At 36.7% G+C, this 20,152-nt stretch carries 19 protein-coding genes and 1 other annotated feature; of the genes, 3 read left to right on the plus strand and 16 right to left on the minus strand.

Going from position 1 to position 20,152, the window contains the following annotated elements; translation table 11 throughout:
- Positions 1-97: 97 nt before the first annotated feature.
- The 10 genes from HWV59_RS20195 to zapA form a co-directional block, all read right to left on the minus strand.
- The gene (locus HWV59_RS20195) at positions 98-1,075 is read right to left on the minus strand and encodes an electron transfer flavoprotein subunit alpha/FixB family protein (RefSeq protein WP_175639868.1); all 978 of its coding nucleotides are present in this window, start codon (positions 1,073-1,075) and stop codon (positions 98-100) included.
- Positions 1,076-1,127: 52 nt separating this feature from the next.
- Entirely contained in the window at positions 1,128-1,901 is a 774-nt protein-coding gene (locus HWV59_RS20200) for an electron transfer flavoprotein subunit beta/FixA family protein (RefSeq protein WP_175639869.1), read from the minus strand.
- Positions 1,902-1,943: 42 nt separating this feature from the next.
- Positions 1,944-2,720 (minus strand): enoyl-CoA hydratase, encoded by a 777-nt coding sequence (locus HWV59_RS20205; protein ID WP_175639870.1) that lies wholly within the window; start codon positions 2,718-2,720, stop codon positions 1,944-1,946.
- Positions 2,721-2,782: 62 nt separating this feature from the next.
- Entirely contained in the window at positions 2,783-3,376 is a 594-nt protein-coding gene (locus HWV59_RS20210) for a TetR/AcrR family transcriptional regulator (protein WP_175639871.1), read from the minus strand.
- Positions 3,377-3,533: 157 nt separating this feature from the next.
- Positions 3,534-5,216, minus strand: a complete 1,683-nt coding sequence (locus tag HWV59_RS20215) for an AMP-binding protein (protein WP_175639872.1) — start codon at positions 5,214-5,216, stop codon at positions 3,534-3,536.
- A 282-nt stretch (positions 5,217-5,498) separates the two neighbouring features.
- Complete coding sequence (locus HWV59_RS20220) at positions 5,499-5,903, minus strand: DUF350 domain-containing protein (protein ID WP_102230738.1); 405 nt, start codon at positions 5,901-5,903, stop codon at positions 5,499-5,501.
- A gap of 16 nt (positions 5,904-5,919) precedes the next feature.
- Complete coding sequence (locus tag HWV59_RS20225; RefSeq protein ID WP_175639873.1) at positions 5,920-8,280, minus strand: endonuclease MutS2; 2,361 nt, start codon at positions 8,278-8,280, stop codon at positions 5,920-5,922.
- A gap of 71 nt (positions 8,281-8,351) precedes the next feature.
- Positions 8,352-10,076 (minus strand): DNA polymerase/3'-5' exonuclease PolX, encoded by a 1,725-nt coding sequence (gene polX / locus HWV59_RS20230; RefSeq protein WP_175639874.1) that lies wholly within the window; start codon positions 10,074-10,076, stop codon positions 8,352-8,354.
- A 213-nt stretch (positions 10,077-10,289) separates the two neighbouring features.
- On the minus strand, positions 10,290-10,829 hold the full coding sequence (locus HWV59_RS20235; RefSeq protein WP_102230836.1) for a CvpA family protein: 540 nt from the start codon (positions 10,827-10,829) through the stop codon (positions 10,290-10,292).
- A 10-nt stretch (positions 10,830-10,839) separates the two neighbouring features.
- Positions 10,840-11,112, minus strand: a complete 273-nt coding sequence (gene zapA, locus HWV59_RS20240) for a cell division protein ZapA (protein ID WP_407941598.1) — start codon at positions 11,110-11,112, stop codon at positions 10,840-10,842.
- A 118-nt stretch (positions 11,113-11,230) separates the two neighbouring features.
- Between zapA and rnhC the strand changes: the two genes are divergently transcribed.
- Positions 11,231-12,163 carry a ribonuclease HIII gene (gene rnhC, locus HWV59_RS20245; protein ID WP_175639875.1) on the plus strand — a complete coding sequence of 311 codons (933 nt, stop codon included), beginning with the start codon at positions 11,231-11,233 and terminating at the stop codon, positions 12,161-12,163.
- Positions 12,164-12,340: 177 nt separating this feature from the next.
- On the opposite strand, the gene pheT is transcribed toward rnhC, so the two are convergent.
- From pheT to HWV59_RS20260, 3 genes are all read right to left on the minus strand, one after another.
- Entirely contained in the window at positions 12,341-14,755 is a 2,415-nt protein-coding gene (pheT, locus tag HWV59_RS20250; protein ID WP_175639876.1) for a phenylalanine--tRNA ligase subunit beta, read from the minus strand.
- Between the two features lie 16 nt (positions 14,756-14,771).
- Positions 14,772-15,806 (minus strand): phenylalanine--tRNA ligase subunit alpha, encoded by a 1,035-nt coding sequence (gene pheS / locus HWV59_RS20255; RefSeq protein ID WP_175639877.1) that lies wholly within the window; start codon positions 15,804-15,806, stop codon positions 14,772-14,774.
- A gap of 68 nt (positions 15,807-15,874) precedes the next feature.
- Positions 15,875-16,112 (minus strand) — a binding site (T-box leader).
- Between the two features lie 55 nt (positions 16,113-16,167).
- Positions 16,168-16,920, minus strand: coding sequence for a TrmH family RNA methyltransferase (locus HWV59_RS20260; RefSeq protein WP_175639878.1), 753 nt, complete (start codon positions 16,918-16,920; stop codon positions 16,168-16,170).
- A 156-nt stretch (positions 16,921-17,076) separates the two neighbouring features.
- Between HWV59_RS20260 and sspI the strand changes: the two genes are divergently transcribed.
- Positions 17,077-17,295, plus strand: coding sequence for a small acid-soluble spore protein SspI (gene sspI, locus HWV59_RS20265; protein WP_102230731.1), 219 nt, complete (start codon positions 17,077-17,079; stop codon positions 17,293-17,295).
- Positions 17,296-17,325: 30 nt separating this feature from the next.
- Here sspI and HWV59_RS20270 read toward each other — a convergent pair whose 3' ends face one another.
- Together HWV59_RS20270 and HWV59_RS20275 are read right to left on the minus strand one after the other, a co-directional pair.
- Complete coding sequence (locus tag HWV59_RS20270; RefSeq protein WP_175639879.1) at positions 17,326-18,411, minus strand: M42 family metallopeptidase; 1,086 nt, start codon at positions 18,409-18,411, stop codon at positions 17,326-17,328.
- Positions 18,412-18,487: 76 nt separating this feature from the next.
- Positions 18,488-18,976 (minus strand): dUTP diphosphatase, encoded by a 489-nt coding sequence (locus tag HWV59_RS20275; RefSeq protein WP_175639880.1) that lies wholly within the window; start codon positions 18,974-18,976, stop codon positions 18,488-18,490.
- Positions 18,977-19,101: 125 nt separating this feature from the next.
- Here HWV59_RS20275 and HWV59_RS20280 point away from each other — a divergent pair, with 125 nt between their 5' ends.
- Entirely contained in the window at positions 19,102-19,494 is a 393-nt protein-coding gene (locus HWV59_RS20280) for a sigma-w pathway protein ysdB (protein WP_175640124.1), read from the plus strand.
- Between the two features lie 52 nt (positions 19,495-19,546).
- Here the strand turns inward: HWV59_RS20280 and HWV59_RS20285 are convergent, their stop codons facing one another.
- Entirely contained in the window at positions 19,547-20,128 is a 582-nt protein-coding gene (locus HWV59_RS20285) for a TVP38/TMEM64 family protein (protein WP_102230728.1), read from the minus strand.
- Positions 20,129-20,152 lie beyond the last annotated feature (24 nt).

A 20,152-nucleotide genomic window follows, 5' to 3' on the forward strand; every position in this document is an offset into this window, starting at 1 on the left:
TTTTTCAGTCCTGTGAAGCAAATATGAACTCAAGATACTTTGTTTTTTTATTTCAAAGCAATAGAAAAAGCACGCAAAGCTACGTGCTTTTTTTATTTTATGCATGAATGTTTAATTTCCTGAACTCCTCCGTTAGTAAAGGCACAACCTCGAATAAATCACCGACAATCCCGTAATCGGCAACTTTGAAAATATTTGCCTCTGGATCCTTATTAATCGCTACAATAACTTTTGAATTGGACATTCCTGCTAAGTGCTGAATTGCTCCGGAAATTCCACACGCAATATATAAATCTGGTGTGACAACTTTACCTGTTTGACCAATCTGCAGTGAATAGTCACAGTAATCTGCGTCACATGCTCCACGAGAAGCCCCTACGGCTCCACCAAGCACACTTGCTAATTCCTTTAATGGTTCAAAACCTTCTTCACTTTTTACACCACGTCCACCGGCAATGACTACCTTTGCCTCTGAAAGATCCACACCTTCTGATGCTTTCCGAACAACTTCTTTCACGATTGTTCTTAAATCTTTTATCTCAACAGAAAGTGAGGAGGTTTCACCACTTCTTGCTTCATCCTTTTCAAGTGGATTAATGTTATTTGGACGTATTGTGACAAAAATCATCCCATCCGTTACAATTTTCTTTTCAAAAGCTTTTCCAGAATAAATTGGACGTGTAAAGACTATATTACCTCCAGCTACTTCAATCGCTGTTGCATCTGAGACTAATCCGGAGTTTAGTTTGGCAGCTATCTTTGGAGACAAATCTTTTCCTAATGAAGTATGACCAATTACAATTCCTTCAGGCTTCTCTTCTTCAATTACTGATAGGAGGGCCTGTGAATAACCATCTGGGGTATAGTGCAGCAGCTTTTCATTTTCTACGGTCACCACACGATCAGCACCGTAGTGGAATAGTTCAGAAGATAATGAAGCTACACTTTCCCCTAATAAAATTGCGACAACTTCTCCACCCTCTGATATTGTTTTAGCGGCTGCAATTGCTTCAAACGATACATTTCTTAACTGTTGATCACGAACCTCACCTAAAACTAGCACTTTTCTTGCCATCCTTTTTTCCCCCTGACTCGTAATTTGAACCTTCACCTTTCCCTTGAGTGTCTTAGATGACTTTTGCTTCATTTCTTAATAAGGATACGAGCTCTTTTACTTGAGCTTCCAATTCACCCTCTAATACTTTTCCAGCTTCTTTTTTAGGTGGTAAATAAATTTCAATTGTCTTTGTTTTTGGTTTCACGTCATCTTCAGATAAATCAAGGTCATCAATTTCCAATTCATCCAGCGGCTTTTTCTTTGCCTTCATGATTCCTGGCAATGATGGATAGCGCGGTTCATTTAAACCTTGTTGAGCAGTTACTAGTAAAGGCAAGGTGGTTTCAATTACTTCAGTATCTCCTTCCACATCACGAACAACAATTGCTTTTTCTCCTTGAATATCAAGCTTTGTAATTGTTGTTACATAAGCTATATTAAGTAGTTCTGCTAATCGTGGACCTACTTGACCACTTCCTCCATCAATGGCAACATTACCGCCCAAAATAATATCGACTTCTTGTTCTTTAAAATACTCAGCTAAAATTCTTGAAGTTGTGTATTGATCACCGTCTTCTAGATCGTCTTCTGTATTAATTAGTACCGCTTTGTCACACCCCATAGCTAATGCGGTTCTTAATTCTTTATCAGATTCCTCTCCGCCTATTGTAATAACAGTTACTTCTCCTCCATTTTTGTCACGTAATTGGATAGCTTCTTCAATTGCATATTCATCATAAGGGTTGATAATAAATTCCGCACCATCATCGCTAATTGCCCCGTTATTAACGGAAATTTTCTCTTCTGTATCAAAGGTTCTTTTCATCATGACAAAAATATTCATTTTCCCATCCCCCATTGTACGTAACATAGTTTAGCTTATCATTTAGTTACCTTTGAAAATTGGCTTTCTTTTTTCAATAAAAGCGGAAATCCCCTCTTTTGCATCCTCACTTTTAAAAAGCTCTCCAAAAAGTTTTGCTTCAAGATCCATTCCTTCTTGATAGGTTAATGTCTTAGAAGAATGTAATAAAGATATGACAGCCTCCACAGACCCTGGGCTTTTAGCAGCGAACTTCTCTGCTAAACGTTTCGCTTCCTCCAGAAGTTTTTCCAGAGGATATGCATGATTGGCAAGGCCCAGTTTAACAGCCTCTAATCCGGAAATTGGTTCACTTGTAAGCATCATTTCCAAGGCACGGCCAGTTCCTATATATTTTGGTAAGCGCTGTGTGCCTCCAAAACCGGGAATAATTCCGAGCTGTAGCTCTGGAAGGCCAAGCTTTGCATCTTCAGCTACAAGACGGAGATGACAAGACATGGCTAACTCAAGTCCCCCACCTAATGCAGCTCCATGAATAGCCGCAATAATCGGGATTGGAAAATTTTCAATACGTTCAAATAATTGCTGCCCTGCTTCAGCTAGTTGTGAGAACCCTCCGTCTCCTTTAGCTACTTCTACAAATTCTTTTATGTCTGCACCAGCAGAGAAAAACCTTCCCTCACCATGGAGAATGATTGCTCTAACATCATTTGCTTCAAGGATATCGTCTAATAAAGAAGAAAACTCTTTCAATACATGTGATGATAATGCATTTGCCGGTTCGTGATTAATGGTTATTATTGCAACCAGGTTCTCTTTTTTAACATGAAAATACTTCATATGTTTCCTCCTTGCTTCTACATACATACTAAAATGTATTTCATTTTCAGTCTAAAAATTACTTAATGCTCTCCTCTATTGACTAAACCGTAAACAAATAAATCATGAACTTTTTTTGTTTGATCTGTTAACTTATATTTTTGATCATTCATTACCCACGTAGTAACTGTTTCATCAATGGTTCCGAAAATCATTTGCCTTGCAAGCCTTACATCAATCTCTTCTCTTAACTCGCGATTCTCTTTACCTTCACTTATAATTTTATCTACTACGTTTAAGTATCCTTTTAACACCTCATTTATCCGAAGACGTAAATCTTTGTTTGATTGCCTTAATTCCAACTGTGTAACAATTGCCAAATGATGATCTTCTGATAATAAGGTAAAGTGCTTATCAATTAACGAATATAGTTTATCCGCTGCATTTGTTTTGCTTTTTATCTCTTCTTCTATTTTTTCAATAAAGACTCCCATTTTTTCTTCAAAAAGAGAAACTAAAATATCTTCTTTGTTTTTAAAGTATAAGTAGATTGTCCCATCTGCTACTCCAGCTTGCTTGGCTATTTTTGATACCTGTGCTTGGTGATAGCCATTTTCTGCAATAACAATAACTGCTGCATCGATGATTTGTATATATTTAGGCTTTTTCTGTTTCAATGTAATGTTCGACTCCCTTTCAATTTATGAATGAATAATCATTCATAAATCAATCATAAAATTTCATTTCTTTTCTGTCAAGCCCTCATCTTTCTATTTTTTGTCCCCTGGTACTACAACATTTGGAGAGACAATAAAGTCTCTCCAAATTCCCCATTCAATTGGCGTTTTTTAATTTTTCTTCTTCAATTAATGCACGTCTTAATATTTTCCCCACAGCTGTCTTTGGTAATTCATCTCTAAATTCATAAATATGTGGTACTTTATATGCTGCCAAATGTGTGCGGGCATATTCATTAAATTCTTCGGTTGTAGCCTGTTGGTTTTCTTTTAATACAATAAAAGCTTTTACAGTTTCCCCCCTGTAAGGGTCAGGGATTCCAGCTACAACAACCTCTTTAACTTTTTCATGCTCGTAGAGGACCTCTTCGATTTCGCGTGGATAAATATTAAATCCACCAGCAATAATCATATCTTTTTTGCGATCTACAATATAAAAGTAGCCTTCTTCATCCATGTAACCAATATCACCGGTCAGAAGCCAATCATCTTTCATTGTAACTTCTGTTTCTTCTTTTTTATTCCAATACCCAAGCATAACTTGTGGACCTCGTACCGCTATTTCACCAAGTTCATTTGGTTCAGCTATTCCCCCATGTTCATATGACAGAATAACAGCATCTGTACTTGGCCACGGAACTCCTACACTTCCCTTTTTTCTTTTTTCCCAAATAAAATTTGCATGTGTAACAGGAGATGCCTCAGATAACCCATAGCCTTCTACAAGTTTACCACCTGTAACACGCTCAAACTTCTCTTGTACCTCAGCTGGCAATGGCGCTGAACCACTTATACAGCATTCAATAGAAGATAAATTATATTTTTGCAAATCAGGATGATTTAATAGCGCAATATAAATGGTTGGAGCTCCTGGAAATAACGTTGGTTTCAATTTATCGATCGTTTTTAATGTGTCTGTTGGATCAAATTTAGGTAATAGAATCATTTTATATCCTTGCATAACTGACAAATTCATCACAGTCGTCATTCCATAAACGTGGAAGAAAGGAATAATTCCTAAAATTGATTCTTTTCCTCGTTTCGATTTATACATCCAAGCAGAACACATTTTTGTATTTAGTGCGATGTTGTCATGTGATAACATGACTCCCTTCGGAAAACCAGTAGTCCCTCCTGTATATTGAAGGAGTGCAATATCTTCAGAAGGATTGTATTTATATTCTTCAACTGTCGGTTCAGCTGATTCCATAATTTTTTGAAATAAATGCGTAAAGCCCTGATGTTCAACTTTAACAACCATCTGATTTTGTTTTTTTTGTATAAATGGATAGATAAGATTTTTAGGAAATGGCAGGTAGTCTTTTATTCCTGTAACAATAATATGCTTTATGTTTGTTAACGCTTTCATTTTAGAGACTCTCGGATATAAAAGATCAAGGGTTATGATAAATGTGGACTCGCTATCTTTTAGTTGATACTCAAGCTCTCTTTCCATATATAGTGGGTTTGTTTGGACGACGATTCCTCCAGCTAATAAGACTCCATAGTAGGAAATCACTGCTTGAGGACAATTTGGCAACATGATTGAAACTCTTTCACCCTTTTGTAAGCCTAGTGACTGTAGATAGTTAGCCATTTTTAAAGACTGCTCATAAAGGTCTGAATACGTGATTTCTTTACCTAAGAAATGGATGGCGATTTGAGATGGAAATTCCAGAGCAGATTGTTCTAAATAATAGTACAGCGGTTTTTCATCACTATTCATAACATGAGGGATTTCTGCCGGGTAAAGATTTAACCAAGGTTTTTGACTTTCCATTTTTTCTCCTCCTTTTGGGGGAAATATAAAATGACAGAATGGGTAGAAAGGGATAAGAAGAGGACATACTTATAAACCTGAAAAACCAATCATTTTTTCACTCTTATAAAAAAGTATATCAGTTTTTTTTGTTTTCAGAAATAAAAAATAATAAAAAGGGCCCGATATAGTGAATCAGACCCTCTGTATTTAAAAGAAAGCAAGATATATGACCCCAATTAAAACAAATAACCCGCATAAACCAAACATTACTTTTGCCAACGTCTCCACTCTACACTCTCCTTATAAGGCCTCACCAATGACAAAGGATAATCCAACAGAAATAACAAGTGAAATAAATCCAACTGCACGGTTGTCTTTCTGAATTTCATCATCAATCCGGAACTTCGGTGTCATAAATTCATAAATGAAATAGCCCAACAAAAGTAACACAAACCCATAAACTCCAGAGCCCAACATTTCTAATAGACTTTCATGTTGGTGAATAGAAAATCGAAAGATATTTGCAATTCCAAAGATTTTCCCTCCTGTTGCCATTGCAACAGCTAAGTTACCATTTTGGATTTCATCCCAGTTTTTATATTTTGTGACAAGTTCAAAAATAGTTAAAAATAAAATGATACTAAGAACTACAACACTATAGTAGGCAGCAATTTGAACCCAATCATTCTCCCAAAATGTACTCACGCTCTTTTCCCCCCCACTATTTAAGTTCTACAATTGTGACGCCTGTTCCACCTTCACTCGCTTCCCCAAAGCGAGTATTTTTGACACTGCGATGATTTTTCAACATTTCTTTTACACCTGTTCGAAGTGCTCCTGTACCTTTACCATGAATAATCGAAACCCTTGGATATCCTGCTAAAACAGCATCATCTAAGTATTTCTCAACTCTTAGTAATGCATTTTCAAACCGTTCCCCACGTAAATCTAATTCCAAAGATACGTGATAATCCTTCCCTTTAACAGATGCTAACGGCTTTTCTTGGACCTGCTGCTTTGGTCTTTTAATATATTCAAGATCTTTTTCTTTTACTTTCATTTTTAAGATCCCTAATTGAACCTGCCACTCCTGATCATTAACTTTTTCAACCAAATGGCCCTTTTGATCAAAACTAACGACTTTTACTTCATCACCAGGCAGAAACTCTTGCTTTACAGGCTGTTTCTTTTCAACCTTTTTTGTTTTTTCAAATACGGGCTGTGCCTCTTCAAGGCGTTTTTTCGCATCAATTAATTCATGCTCTTTTACTTGTGCATGCTGCTCTTTTCGAAGTTTCCTTAAATCCCTTATTATACTTTCCGCTTCACGATTTGCTTCTTCTAACTTCTCTGAAGCCTTTCTTTCCGCTTGTTCAAATAGTGCATCACGCTGTTCGTTAAATTCAATGATTTGCCTTTGAAGCTCCTTGTGAAGCTTTTCTGCCTCATGTCGGAAATTCTCTGCTTCAGTTAATTCAATTTCAGCTGTTTTCTTGCTCGTTTCTAATGAAGCAATCATCGTGTCTACTTCATTGCTTTCAGCACTCATTTGTGATCTTGCCATTCTGATAACATTCTCTTGTAATCCAAGCCGTTTCGAAATTTCAAAAGCATTACTTCGCCCTGGTACACCTATTAAGAGCTTATAGGTTGGACTTAGTGTTGAGATATCAAACTCCACACTTGCATTAATGACACCATCCCGGTTATACCCATATGCTTTAAGCTCAGGATAATGAGTTGTTGCAACAACTCTTGCTCCACGGTGGTAAACTTCATCTAATATGGAGATGGCGAGGGCAGCCCCTTCTTGAGGATCTGTTCCGGCTCCAAGCTCGTCAAATAACACTAGAGATTGATCATCTACTTTATGAAGAATATCGACTATATTAACCATATGTGATGAAAACGTACTTAAGCTTTGTTCAATTGATTGTTCATCTCCAATATCAGCATAAACCGCCTTGAAAACTGCAACTTCTGAACCATCAAGAGCTGGTATATGTAAACCTGATTGAGCCATTAAAGTACATAATCCAAGTGTTTTAAGGGCAACTGTTTTACCACCGGTATTTGGTCCTGTAATGACGATTGTTGTAAAGTCAGTTCCTAATTCTATATCATTAGGCACAACTTCATTTTCAGGTAATAGCGGGTGTCTTGCTTTTAACAAGCGAACAACACCATCTTGATTTACTATTGGCTTTATCCCTTTTATTTGTTTTGCGTACTTTGCCTTTGTGAACATAAAGTCCATATCAGCCAAACAATCTACATTGTGCAATAGATCATCGCTATTTTCGGCGACTTCATTTGATAGTTTTGTTAGGATTCTATCGATTTCTACCTTTTCTTTTACTTTAGCTTGTTGAAGCGTATTATTTAAATCAACAACCACTTGAGGTTCAATAAAAAGGGTTGCCCCTGAACTTGATTGATCATGTACAATCCCTCCGTACGATGCTCTGTACTCCTGTTTAACAGGCAGGACAAACCGATCATTTCTAATCGTAATAATTGCATCAGAGAGCATTTTAGATGCATTGGAAGATCGAATCATAGATTCTAATTTATCTCTTACTCTTGCCTCTGTTGTTCTAAGCTGCTGTCGAATACCCTTCAATGTTTCACTTGCACTATCTAATACATAACCATTATCATCTATACATTCGGAGATCCTTCGCTCCAGGTCATGAATCACAACAATTTGCTCAGCAAGTATCGGCAAATGAGATAACTCAATTTCTTCCTCAACCATCTTTTCTATAAAACGTTTCATTTGTCTGCCTGCATATAATGTGCCTGCTACTTCAATAAGCTCAACCGAACTGAGCATTCCACCAATTCTTGCCCGTTTAACCGTTGCTCTTATATCAACAAGTCCTCCTAGTGGGATATTCCCTTTTAATCGAAGTACTTTAGCAGCCTCATCTGTTTGCTCCTGAGCTACAGCCACTTCTTCATACTCACTAGAAGGCACGAGCACTTTCACCTTTTCTTTACCCAAAGAAGACGAAGCATGCTTTATAAGCTGCTCTTTCACTTTCTCATATTCCAGTACGTGTAAAACTTTCTGCTGCAATTCGGACTACCTCCTAATAAATTACACAGACCTTCAATTTTAAAATGATTATTTTAATGTTCAATCGTTTTCTAATCCTTATGGTGTCTGTTTAAAAATGCTTTAAGTTGATCTATGTCCCATGTATTAATAACCGAATCCGGTTCAATCCAGCCTTTTTTGGCAGTAGAAATTCCAATACCCATATCTTCCAACATATCAATATTATGTGCGTCTGTATTAATGACGATTTTCACACCCGCTTCTTGTGCCTTACGGATATGTTCTGCACTCAAATCTAATCGATGCGGGTTTGCGTTTAACTCTAATGCTGTGTCTGTTTCCTTTGCAAGTTGAATAAGCAAATCTATGTCTACATCATATCCTTTTCGTTTGCCAATGATTCGACCTGTCGGATGTGCAATGATATCGACATGATGATTGTTTAACGCGGTTTTTAACCGTTCCATAATCACATCCTGTGATTGTGAAAAACTTGAATGAATGGAGGCAATGACAATATCCATCTCGGCCAGCAATTCATCATCATAATCTAATGAAGCATCGGGCAAAATATCCATCTCAATACCAGCAAGAATTGTCATATCATCATACTCTTCGTTTAGGGCATCAATTTCCTGTCGTTGAGCCCTTATTCTTTCAGGTGTTAGTCCATTAGCTACTTTTAAATATTGGGAGTGATCGGTAATGGCCATATAACGATACCCTTTTTTGCGGCATGCTTCCACCATTTCCCTGATTGTAAAAGCACCATCACTCCACGTAGAGTGCATATGAAGATCTCCTTTTATGTCCTCTAATCGAATAAGCTGCATGTCATGACGATAAGAATCTACCTCTGTTCCATCTTCCCTTATTTCCGGTGTAAAATGAGGAAGATTAAAATACTGATAAAATTCCTCTTCCGTTTCAAACGTTCTGATTTCATTTGTTTCAACGTTTTCTACGCCATATTCACTGATTTTTTCTCCTCGTTCCTTCGCTAGCTGTCTCATTCTAACATTATGGTCCTTAGATCCTGTGAAATGATGAAGAGTAGTTGCAAATTCCGCTGGTTTAACGAGCCTGAAGTCTACGCTTACTTCATAATCATATTGAAGCTGGACAGACACCTTTGTTTCACCACTTGCGATAACGTCAGATAAATTTGGTATGTTCAAAAGCTGGTCTCTAACTTTTTGAGGTTCATTTGTTGAGATAATAAAATCAAGATCTTTAATTGTTTCGCGCATACGTCTTAGGCTTCCGGCTCGGGAATAGCTCTCAATATTTTTACATTGCTCAAGATATGCTTCTATTTCCTGTGCAATCGGGAGCATAAAGGAAATTGGCAGGCGTTCAGGACGACTTCCCATTTCTTCAATAGCAGCTAAAATCTTTTCTTCTGATTTTTTTCCAAATCCCGCTAACCCTTGAATTTTATTTTCTTCACAAGCTAATTTAAGCGCTTCAACGCTATCGATCTGCAATTCTTTATATAGCTTAGCAATCTTCTTACCACCTAAACCTGGTAATTTTAATAAAGGGAGTAATCCCGAAGGCACTTCTTCCTGCAGTTGCTCAAGTACTTCTGATTTATTCGTCTCGATAAATTCTTTTATAACGGCAGAAGTCCCTTTTCCTATCCCTGAGATTTTCGTAAAATCGTCAATAAGTGCTAAGCTTCTATCATCTGCTTCTAAAGCATTAGCAGCTTTGCGAAACGCTGATATTTTAAAAGGATTTTCCCCTTTTAATTCCATTAAAACAGCAATTTTTTCTAATAATCGAATCACATCTTTTTTATGAATTTCCATTCGTTCCACCTCTTTATGTAGCACCTTCTATAAAAATGATACAGAATAATTATGATAAAGTACAATCTTTCATTCTACTCACAATAGCCTTAAAAAGAGACTGACCTAAACTAAGAGTATCTCCCACTCCCTCACTATATTGTCTACAAAACTTGGATGTAGTCAAAATATATATGAGTAATGAAGGAATTACCCTCTTTAAGTCAGCCTCTTTTAAGACATATATTGAATCCAAAGTTCATTTACTTTATCAGAGAAATAAGGAGTATGGTTCACAATTAAGTTTGCTAACACCGATTGGTCTAAAGCAGTTTGAATTTGTTCCATTGGAATAAGTGCTGCAATAAATAGGACAATGAATAAAATAAGATATGATTCTAAAAATCCAAGTATAGATCCAGCCGCCCTATTTAATTGCTTTATAATTGGGAGAAGTGCTACAAAATCCAGCATTGATCCAATGATTTGCATAACAATTTTAGTCCCGATGAATAATAGTACAAATGCAACTGCTCGATAATAGGCACCCTCCAGGTCATCACCACTGAGTAAGGTTAGAATCGGTGGGCCTTCCCCTGATACCGGATAAGGAACCCATAACTTTAATTTAGGTGCAAGATCATCAAAATATTGGTATGCTACAATATAGGAAATGATAAATCCGGTTAAATGGATAAACTGTAGAATAAACCCACGTTTTAAACCGACCAATATTCCGAATAATAGAATTATAAATAAAACAAAATCCAGCATATTTTCAACTTCAATCCTTTTCAAGTAATTGTTTCTCTAGTTTTTCATACTCTTCTTTCAGCTTTAAATAGTCATGTACAACATTAACAGCTGTTAACACTGCCAATTTATTTATATCAAGAGATGGATTTTTACTATTAATCTCTCTCATTTTATCATCAACTATTGCAGCAACAGCTCGAATATGGCTTGTGCTCTCAGAACCAATAATTGAAAATTGCTGACCATATATATCTACTGTTGTTTTAGACTTAGGACGTTTTGACAACGAAAAATCCTCCATTTCCTGCAAATCCTAATTTCTATCATAACATGAAGCTTTATCATATGGGAAGAAGGACAATTTTTGGTACATAAGCGAACAAGTAATCGAAAGTTTTTATTATGAAAGGGTGTAAAAATTGGCAAATTCCGTTATAAAAGCAGGGCCTGAACAAATCAACAAAATGGAAAGTTATTATAACAAAAATAAAATAGAAAAAGCCCCACCTGGAGCAGTTTTTTCTGCCAAAGTCAATGGATGTACAATTACCGCATACAAATCAGGAAAAGTACTTTTTCAGGGAAATTCTGCAGAAGCTGAGGCAGCACATTGGGGAACTGCTGCGCCAACAATAAAAAAGCAGCCTTCTTTAGCAAAAGCACCAAGTGGTTATCAACCACCAGCAAATATATCAAGCTTGTCTATCCTTGGATCTGATGAAGTTGGTACAGGAGATTTTTTTGGACCGATAACAGTCGTTGCAGCATATGTTAAGAGTAATCAAATTGACCTTTTAAAAGAATTAGGTGTGAAAGACTCGAAGAATCTAAAAGATCCTCAGATTTGTGAAATCGCAAAAGATTTGATTCAAACCATTCCTTATAGCCTGCTTGTTTTACATAATGAAAAATATAATGAACTTCAACAACAAGGAATGTCACAAGGAAAAATAAAGGCACTTTTACATAACCAGGCTATTAATCATTTACTCAAGAAAATTGAACCTGAAAAGCCTGATGGCCTGTTAATTGATCAGTTTGCAGAACCTGGTGTTTATTTTAGACATCTTCAAGGAAAAAAAGTATATAAAGAAAATATCTATTTCTCAACTAAAGCAGAAGGTATTCATCTTGCGGTTGCAGCTGCCTCCATTATCGCACGCTATTCATTTATTCAGGAATTTGATAAGTTATCCCAAAAAGCTGGAGTAATTATTCCAAAAGGTGCTGGTGCACAAGTAGATATTGCAGCAGCAAAGATCATTCAGAAAAAAGGCAGTGAGTTTTTAACATCTATCACAAAGAAGCATTTTGCCAATACGGAAAAAGCACATAAAATTGCCAGGAAGTAACAAAAGATTAGATTTATCTTCGATTCTGTGGTTTTATCTACGATTATAAAAATTTATCTTCGATTTTTGAGTTTTTATCTTCGATTTTCAGGATTTATCTACTATTCGACAAATTACGATATTTTTCACTCACAAAAAAAAACGAATCACATCAAAGTGATTCGTTTTTTTCATATATTATCCCCTTAAAGTTGCACCAATCTTCTCTTCTACAGCATCTAAAACTTTCTGATGTGTCTTGGTAACATCTTCGTCTGTTAAAGTACGTTCCGGATCAAAGTAACGTAGTGAGAATGCAACTGATTTTTTACCTTCTTCAAGACGATCACCTTCATAAAGGTCAAATACAGCTACTTCTTTTAGCATTTTGCCGCCTGCTTCAGTGATGACTTTCTCAATCTCACCTGCTACAACTTCCTTATTCACAACTAATGCGATATCTCTTGTAATGGAAGGATAACGCGGAATGCTTTCATAACGTGTTTCCTCTACATTTGTTGTTAATAGATCAACTAATGACAGTTCAAACACATATGTTTCAGTTAGGTCTAATTCCTTCTGAACAGTTGGATGCACCTGTCCTACAAAACCAACAAGCTTTTCACCCAAATAAAGTTCAGCAGTGCGGCCTGGATGCATTCCTTCACGCTTTGCTTGCTTGAATTCAACTTGAGCTGTTAAACCTAACAAATCAATAAGCCCATCAATAATTCCTTTTGCCACATAAAAATCTACTGGTTTTTTCTCAGCCTGCCAAGAATGTGAATGCCATAAACCTGTAATGGCTCCGGAAAGACGCTCTTTTTCAAGTGGTTGAACATCTTTACCTTGTGAAAGGAATACTGAACCAATTTCATATAATGCTACTTGGTCGATTTGACGGGCAAGATTATAGCGTAATGCATCTAATAAATGTGGAAGTAAGCTTAAACGTAATACACTGCGCTCCTCACTCATTGGTAGAGCAAGTCTTGTTAGGTCAGATGTTTCCAGAGCGAATTTCGCAGCTTTTTCCTCACTAGTAAGAGAGTAAGTAATAGCTTGATAAAGGCCAGTGCCTTCTAAGTAGCGGCGAACTTTACGACGCTTTTCCTGATAATCTGTAAGCTTTCCTGGAATTGCTTGACCTACAGGTAATGTTGTCGGAATGTTATCATATCCGTAAAGTCTTGCAATCTCTTCAACAAGATCTTCTTCAATCGTAATATCACCACGGCGTGTCGGAACTTTCACTGATAATGTTGAATTATCAAGAACTACCTCAAATTGAAGACGCTCAAGAATGGATTTCATTTCTTCAGCTGAAATATCCATACCAAGCACTCTGTTCACCTTTTCAACCGTTGTTATAACTGTTTTTGGTTCAAATGTAGCGGATTGAACCTCTACATTTCCTTCCAGAACTTCTCCACCTGCATATAGTGAAATCAATTGTGCTGCACGCTCTGCAGCTGCAGGGACACGGTTAGGATCAACACCTTTTTCATAACGTGCACTAGCTTCACTTCGTAAACCATGATCCTTTGATGCTGTTCGAATACGCTGTCCATTAAATAAAGCGGATTCTAAAAGAACGGTTTTTGTATCAGATTGAACCTCTGAGTTTGCTCCACCCATTACACCGGCTAATGCAACAGGTTCCGTTCCATTTGTAATGACTAAGTGCTCTGAAGTAAGCGTGCGTTCCTGATCATCAAGTGTGACAATTTTTTCTCCATCTTGTGCACGGCGAACAAGAATTTCCTTAGAGCCCATACGGTCATAGTCAAATGCATGAAGTGGTTGACCATATTCTAATAGAACAAAGTTTGTTATATCGACTACATTATTATGAGGACGAATTCCAGCTGCCATCAAACGTGTTTGCATCCATAATGGTGAAGGAGCAATTGTCACGTTTTTAATAACTTTTGCAATGTATAAAGGATTATCTTCAGTTGCATCAACTTTTACATCAATAAAATCTGAAGCTTTTTCTGATGTACGATCATATGTGACATCAGGATACTTCACTTCACGTCCTAATATCGCAGCTACTTCATGAGCAACACCAAGCATGCTTAATGCATCTGCACGGTTTGGCGTTAGTCCAAGCTCTAGTACAGCATCGTCAAGATTTAACTGTTCAAGTGCATTTGCCCCTACTTCAACATCATTAGGGAATACGAAAATCCCTTCTGAATATTCTTTAGCCACTAACTTTGATTCAATTCCAAGCTCCTGAAGAGAACAAATCATCCCGTTTGACACTTCACCACGAAGCTTTGCTTTTTTAATTTTAAAGTTTCCAGGTAACACGGCACCAACTGTCGCAACGGCAACCTTTTGGCCTTTATCAACGTTTTTTGCACCGCAAATGATTTGTGTAAGCTCACCATTCCCAAGGTCAACCTGACATTTATTCAATTTGTCTGCATCTGGATGTTGCTCTTTTTCAACAACATGACCGATGACTACACCCTTCATTCCTTCGTTTAAAACGTCAACACCTTCAACTTCGATTCCGCTGCGTGTAATTTTCTCTGCTAACTCATCAGGTGTAATTCCTGAAAGGTCAACATATTCCGCTAACCATTTATATGAAACAAACATGTTGTTATCCTCCTTTTTACGCTCGTTTGAATTGTTTTAAGAATCGTACATCATCTGTATAGAAATGACGGATATCATCAATACCATATTTCAACATTGCAATGCGCTCCGGTCCCATACCAAAAGCAAATCCGCTGTATTTCTTTGAATCAAAGCCTGCCATTTCAAGAACATTTGGATGTACCATTCCAGCTCCTAGAATTTCAATCCATCCTGTGCCTTTACACACATTACATCCTTTTCCACCACAAGAGAAACAAGATACATCAACCTCTACTGAAGGCTCTGTAAATGGGAAAAAGCTAGGACGCAAACGAATTTCACGTTCCTCACCGAACATTTTTTTCGCAAATACTTCTAGAGTACCTTTTAAATCACTCATACTAATATTCTCATCTACAACAAGTCCTTCAATTTGAGTAAACTGATGAGAGTGAGTCGCATCATCATTATCCCGACGATATACTTTACCTGGGCAAATAACTTTTACAGGTCCTTTCCCTTCATGCTTTTGCATTGTTCTAGCCTGAACAGGAGAAGTATGAGTACGAAGAAGCAGTTCTTCTGTAATGTAGAAGGAATCCTGCATATCTCGTGCTGGATGGCCTTTTGGAAGATTTAATGCTTCAAAATTATAATAATCTGTTTCAACTTCAGGACCTTCTGCAATTTGATAACCCATACCAAGGAATAGATCTTCGATTTCTTCAATAACAGCTGTAATCGGATGATGATTTCCAACTTTTACAGGGCGACCCGGTAATGTGACATCGATTGTTTCTGTTGCTAATTTTTGTTCAACAGCAAGCTGTTCTAAATGCTCCTGCTTGCTTGAGATAGATGTTGCGATTTTCTCTCTTACTTCATTAGCAAGTGCACCCATAACAGGACGTTCTTCAGCTGAAAGCTTTCCCATCCCTCTTAACACTTCTGTAATTGGTCCTTTTTTGCCTAAGTAAGCGACACGTATGTCATTTAATGCCTTTAGATCATGCGCTTGTTCTACTTTTTCAAGCGCTTCTTGTTGAAGCTGTTTTAATTGCTCCTGCATATTATTTCCTCCTTTATTTAAAAACCTCATTAGCGGTTTTTTTGCAAAATAAAAAACCCGCCCCCTAGAAAAGGGACGAGTTGAATTCGCGTTACCACCCTTGTTAGCTTTACTTAAATTCGTCCTAAGTAAAACTCACTTCATTTCCATAACGGTAAAAACCGGAACACCTTTACGTCCTTTGACGGTCTAAGTGTCAACTCGAGAGGTGAATTCATTTACTTCTATCCAAAAAATGCTTTCAGTCACGGCATTTTCTCCCTATTGGACGAACTGTAAATTACTATTCTCTGTCATCGTTTTGTTCATATATGTAATTTCTATCTTATTATAATCAAAACACATTGTTCCCGCAACCTGCCTATTTTCGTAAATGATAAAGAAGAATACCTGCAGCAATGGCAACATTTAAAGACTCAGCTCCACCATAGATAGGTATATACAAATTTTTCGTTGTTTGATCTAATAAATCACTGTTTACACCGCTGCCTTCATTTCCAAGGAGTAGACAAAACTGGTCAGCTGCATCAACTTCTTTGTAGCTAACTCCATTTTGTAAAGATGTCCCGTAGACTGTGATTTTGTTTTCTTGATAAAAATTCACCCACTCCTGCAGACTGCCTTTTACAATTGGTAAATGAAATAGTGAACCTTGACTGGATCGAATGACTTTTGAATTATAGTGATCTACTGTACCTTCACCTAGAATAACTCCATCAATCCCTGCTGCATCGGCAGTACGAATAATCGTTCCCAGATTACCAGGATCTTGGACACTATCGACTAATAAAACTTTTGTCCACTTTTCGGGTGTGTAGGTTGTTTGAAACTCACAAATAGCTGCAACACCTTGTGGAGTCTCTGTATCACTTATTGCTTTCATGACATCATTTGTAACAAATGTCATTCTAACATCATCCACATCCCAGGTGTGTGGTAAATTTACTTCTTCAGAAATAATAAGTGTTTTGATCATTTCCTTATTTTTCAAAGCCTCTTCAACTAAGTGAAAGCCTTCAATTATAAATGTACCGGTGTTTTCACGCTCTTTTTTTGTATGCAGCTTCTTCCATTGTTTCACTTTTGGATTTTTAACTGATTCAATTCGCTCCACTTTCATACTCCCTTTTTGAACAATTCCATTTTCTCTTTCCAATCATACATAATTCTTACGTAATTAACAAATTCTATCATTAAAAGCTAGTATCTAGTCCTCACCTTAAAGGACTAGATTTTCAGCTGTGATTACTTTTAAAAGGAGTGTACTACATTGAACTTAAATCTTCGACATGCCGTTATATCAAATGTTTCCGGAAATTCTCAAGATCAACTGCAAGATACAATTGTGGATGCTATTCAAAGTGGTGAAGAAAAAATGCTTCCCGGTTTAGGGGTTCTCTTTGAGGTCATTTGGCAACATGCAAATGAAGAAGATAAAAAAGAAATGTTAACAACACTGGAGCAAGGCCTTAATAAAAATGTACAATAAAAAAATGCTGGGGAATTCCCCAGCATTTTTTTATTCAAACGTAATTTTATTGACTGTTTCACGGTCTAATCGCTTAATTACCTCTGTAATAAGCTTAACGGCATTTTCATAATCATCACGGTGCAACATTGCAGCATGTGAATGAATATAGCGAGTTGCGATTGTAATCGATAGAGCCGGTACACCATTTGCAGAAATATGGATAGCACCTGAATCTGTACCGCCTCCCGCAATTGCATCAAATTGATACGGTATATTCAGTTCATCAGCTGTATCCGTCACTAAATCTCTTAAGCCCTTATGTGATACCATGGAAGCATCATAAAGAATAATTTGTGGACCTTCTCCCATTTTGCTTGCTGCTTCCTTATCAGAAATCCCTGGAGTATCTCCCGCAATCCCAACGTCTACACCAAAAGCAATATCAGGCTGAATCATATTGGCAGAAGTTCTTGCCCCTCGTAGACCAACTTCTTCTTGTACAGTACCTACACCATAAACAACGTTTGGATGATCTGTACCTTTTAAATTTTTTAATACATCAATTGCAATCGCACAGCCAATTCTGTTGTCCCAAGCTTTTGCGAGAAGCATTTTCTCATTTTTCATAACAGTGAATTCAAAATATGGAACAACTTGATCGCCTGGCATTACACCGAATTCCATCGCTTCTTCACGGCTTGAAGCTCCGATATCAATAAACATATCCTTAATTTCCACAGGCTTTTTACGCGCTTCAGGAGGTAGAATATGTGGTGGCTTAGATCCAATTACTCCAGTGATCTCTCCTTTTCTCGTCACAATCGTTACGCGCTGTGCCAACATTACTTGTGACCACCAGCCTCCAACTGTTTGAAAACGAAGAAAACCTTTATCATCGATTTGTGTTATCATAAATCCTACTTCATCTAAGTGTCCTGCAATCATAATTTTTGGACCGTTTTCTTGTCCAACCTTTTTAGCAATCAAACTTCCTAAATGATCTGTTACGACTTCATCTGAATAAGCTGATATGTATTTTTTCATGACGTCTCGAACTTCGCGTTCATTACCGGGAATTCCTTTTGCATCTGTTAAATCTTTTAACATTGTTAATGTTTCATCTAGCTTCGTCATTTATGTAGGCCTCCTTCAATTAACAATCATGTTTATTATACAATAAGGGATATAGGGAAAGGAAATAACACACTTATTAGTATCCTTGTTGTTGTCGCTTATGATTCACTTCATTTTTCGAAACGTAAGCTTTTTCCATTTGTCCTGAAGTGAAGCCTAATAATTTCCCAAGTAATAAATACTCTTCAAACATGCTTTTATAGGTAGATACAGATTGATCATGTTTAAATGCGGACACCTTTTCATAGACAATTAAAAATTGCTCTGTTGCTGTTCTGCTTGATTCAAGATCCAGAAAACTCATCGTAGTATCAATTTTCATTTCTAATCCCAAGGACAGGATAAAATGGATCCCATCTACATATTCTTCTAATATGACATCAGCATGTGCAGGTGGCTTTAAACTCCAAAATTTAAAACACCTAGTTTCATTTGCCAGCTCACCAATTTCAACTAATAACGCTAGTATTTTACGATCAACCAAATTTTCATTTTCAAGGTTATGTTGTGTTTCAATTTTTAAATCCAATTCCTGCTGCATGTTAAATAGTACGGTAAAATTCATCGAGTATTCCTCCAACAATTGTCATTCTAAGAAAAAATTATATCAAATTTTCAAAAAAACTTGGAACCTTTTCGACCTCTCATTCGTATAAAAGAAAAATTGCCCTCAGGAGGGGTTTTACGATGATTGTCATTATCTTACGTTTGTTGTTAATTATTTTGATTGTCTTTCTCCTTTATACGGGGATTAAGTATTTATTTAATCCGAAACGAAAGCTTGAATTAGCACACGAACAGAAACAGTTCTATTTCCTCGATGATAAAGAAAATGTGCGAAAGAACTTTCTACTTACGTATAAAGGTGCCTTGTTTGAAGGAGAAAAGTATCTAGGGACAACAACAAACTCTTTTGAAGTAGTCTCTATCTTTATTTGGCCAAAATCAACCAATGAGTTACAAGGATTGACTTTAGAGGATTTTGATTACATTCATGAACAAGTGAAATCACGTTATCCTCATAGTAAAGTAGATTGGAAAAGTCCGATCAAAGAATTGATTTTGAAAAAAAGAGAGCATTAAAATGAGAGATTGAGACAATATTGTCTCAATCTCTTTTCTTCATGAGCATTTATTATGCTTTTTCCCTTATAAAAAAATCATTCCATTTAATGAATACTTGTTTTTCTCTAAAATAGTAAATAAGAATAAACAAAACGATTACAATCCCCACTAAAATGACAGGAGGTAAGGCTTGAATTGATGCTCCTAAAAACGTAAACAAAATTGTTGAAGGGATATGTGTTAAAAATGAAAGCTTCGCATAACGGGTAAATGTTTTTGTTTTATCTAAAATGCATAGTGAAATAAGTGAAAAATTAACAAAAGGAATCATTCTTAATATGATGATTTGAATAACAGAAAAGTTTGTATAAGTCCCTAACCATTTTTCCTTCATTCTCATAAAGCGATTCAACAGTTTTGGAAATAGCTTTGTAACGAAATAAAAAATAATACTCGAACCCGTTAGTCCAATGACAGAATAAACAGAACCAAGTTGTGCTCCAAATAAAATACCGCCTGCAACACAAACAACAGCAACAGGAATAAATAAAAACTGCCTAATCATATGAAACAAAATAAAAGCAATCGGCGCAAAAAAGCCTGTCGTTTGAATGACGGACAACACGGTAGAAGTGGCAAGTTGAATTGTCATCACCGCTTTCTAAGTTGTATTTCA

The organism is Metabacillus schmidteae (assembly GCF_903166545.1).
In the GTDB taxonomy this organism is placed as follows: Bacteria; Bacillota; Bacilli; order Bacillales; family Bacillaceae; genus Metabacillus; species Metabacillus schmidteae.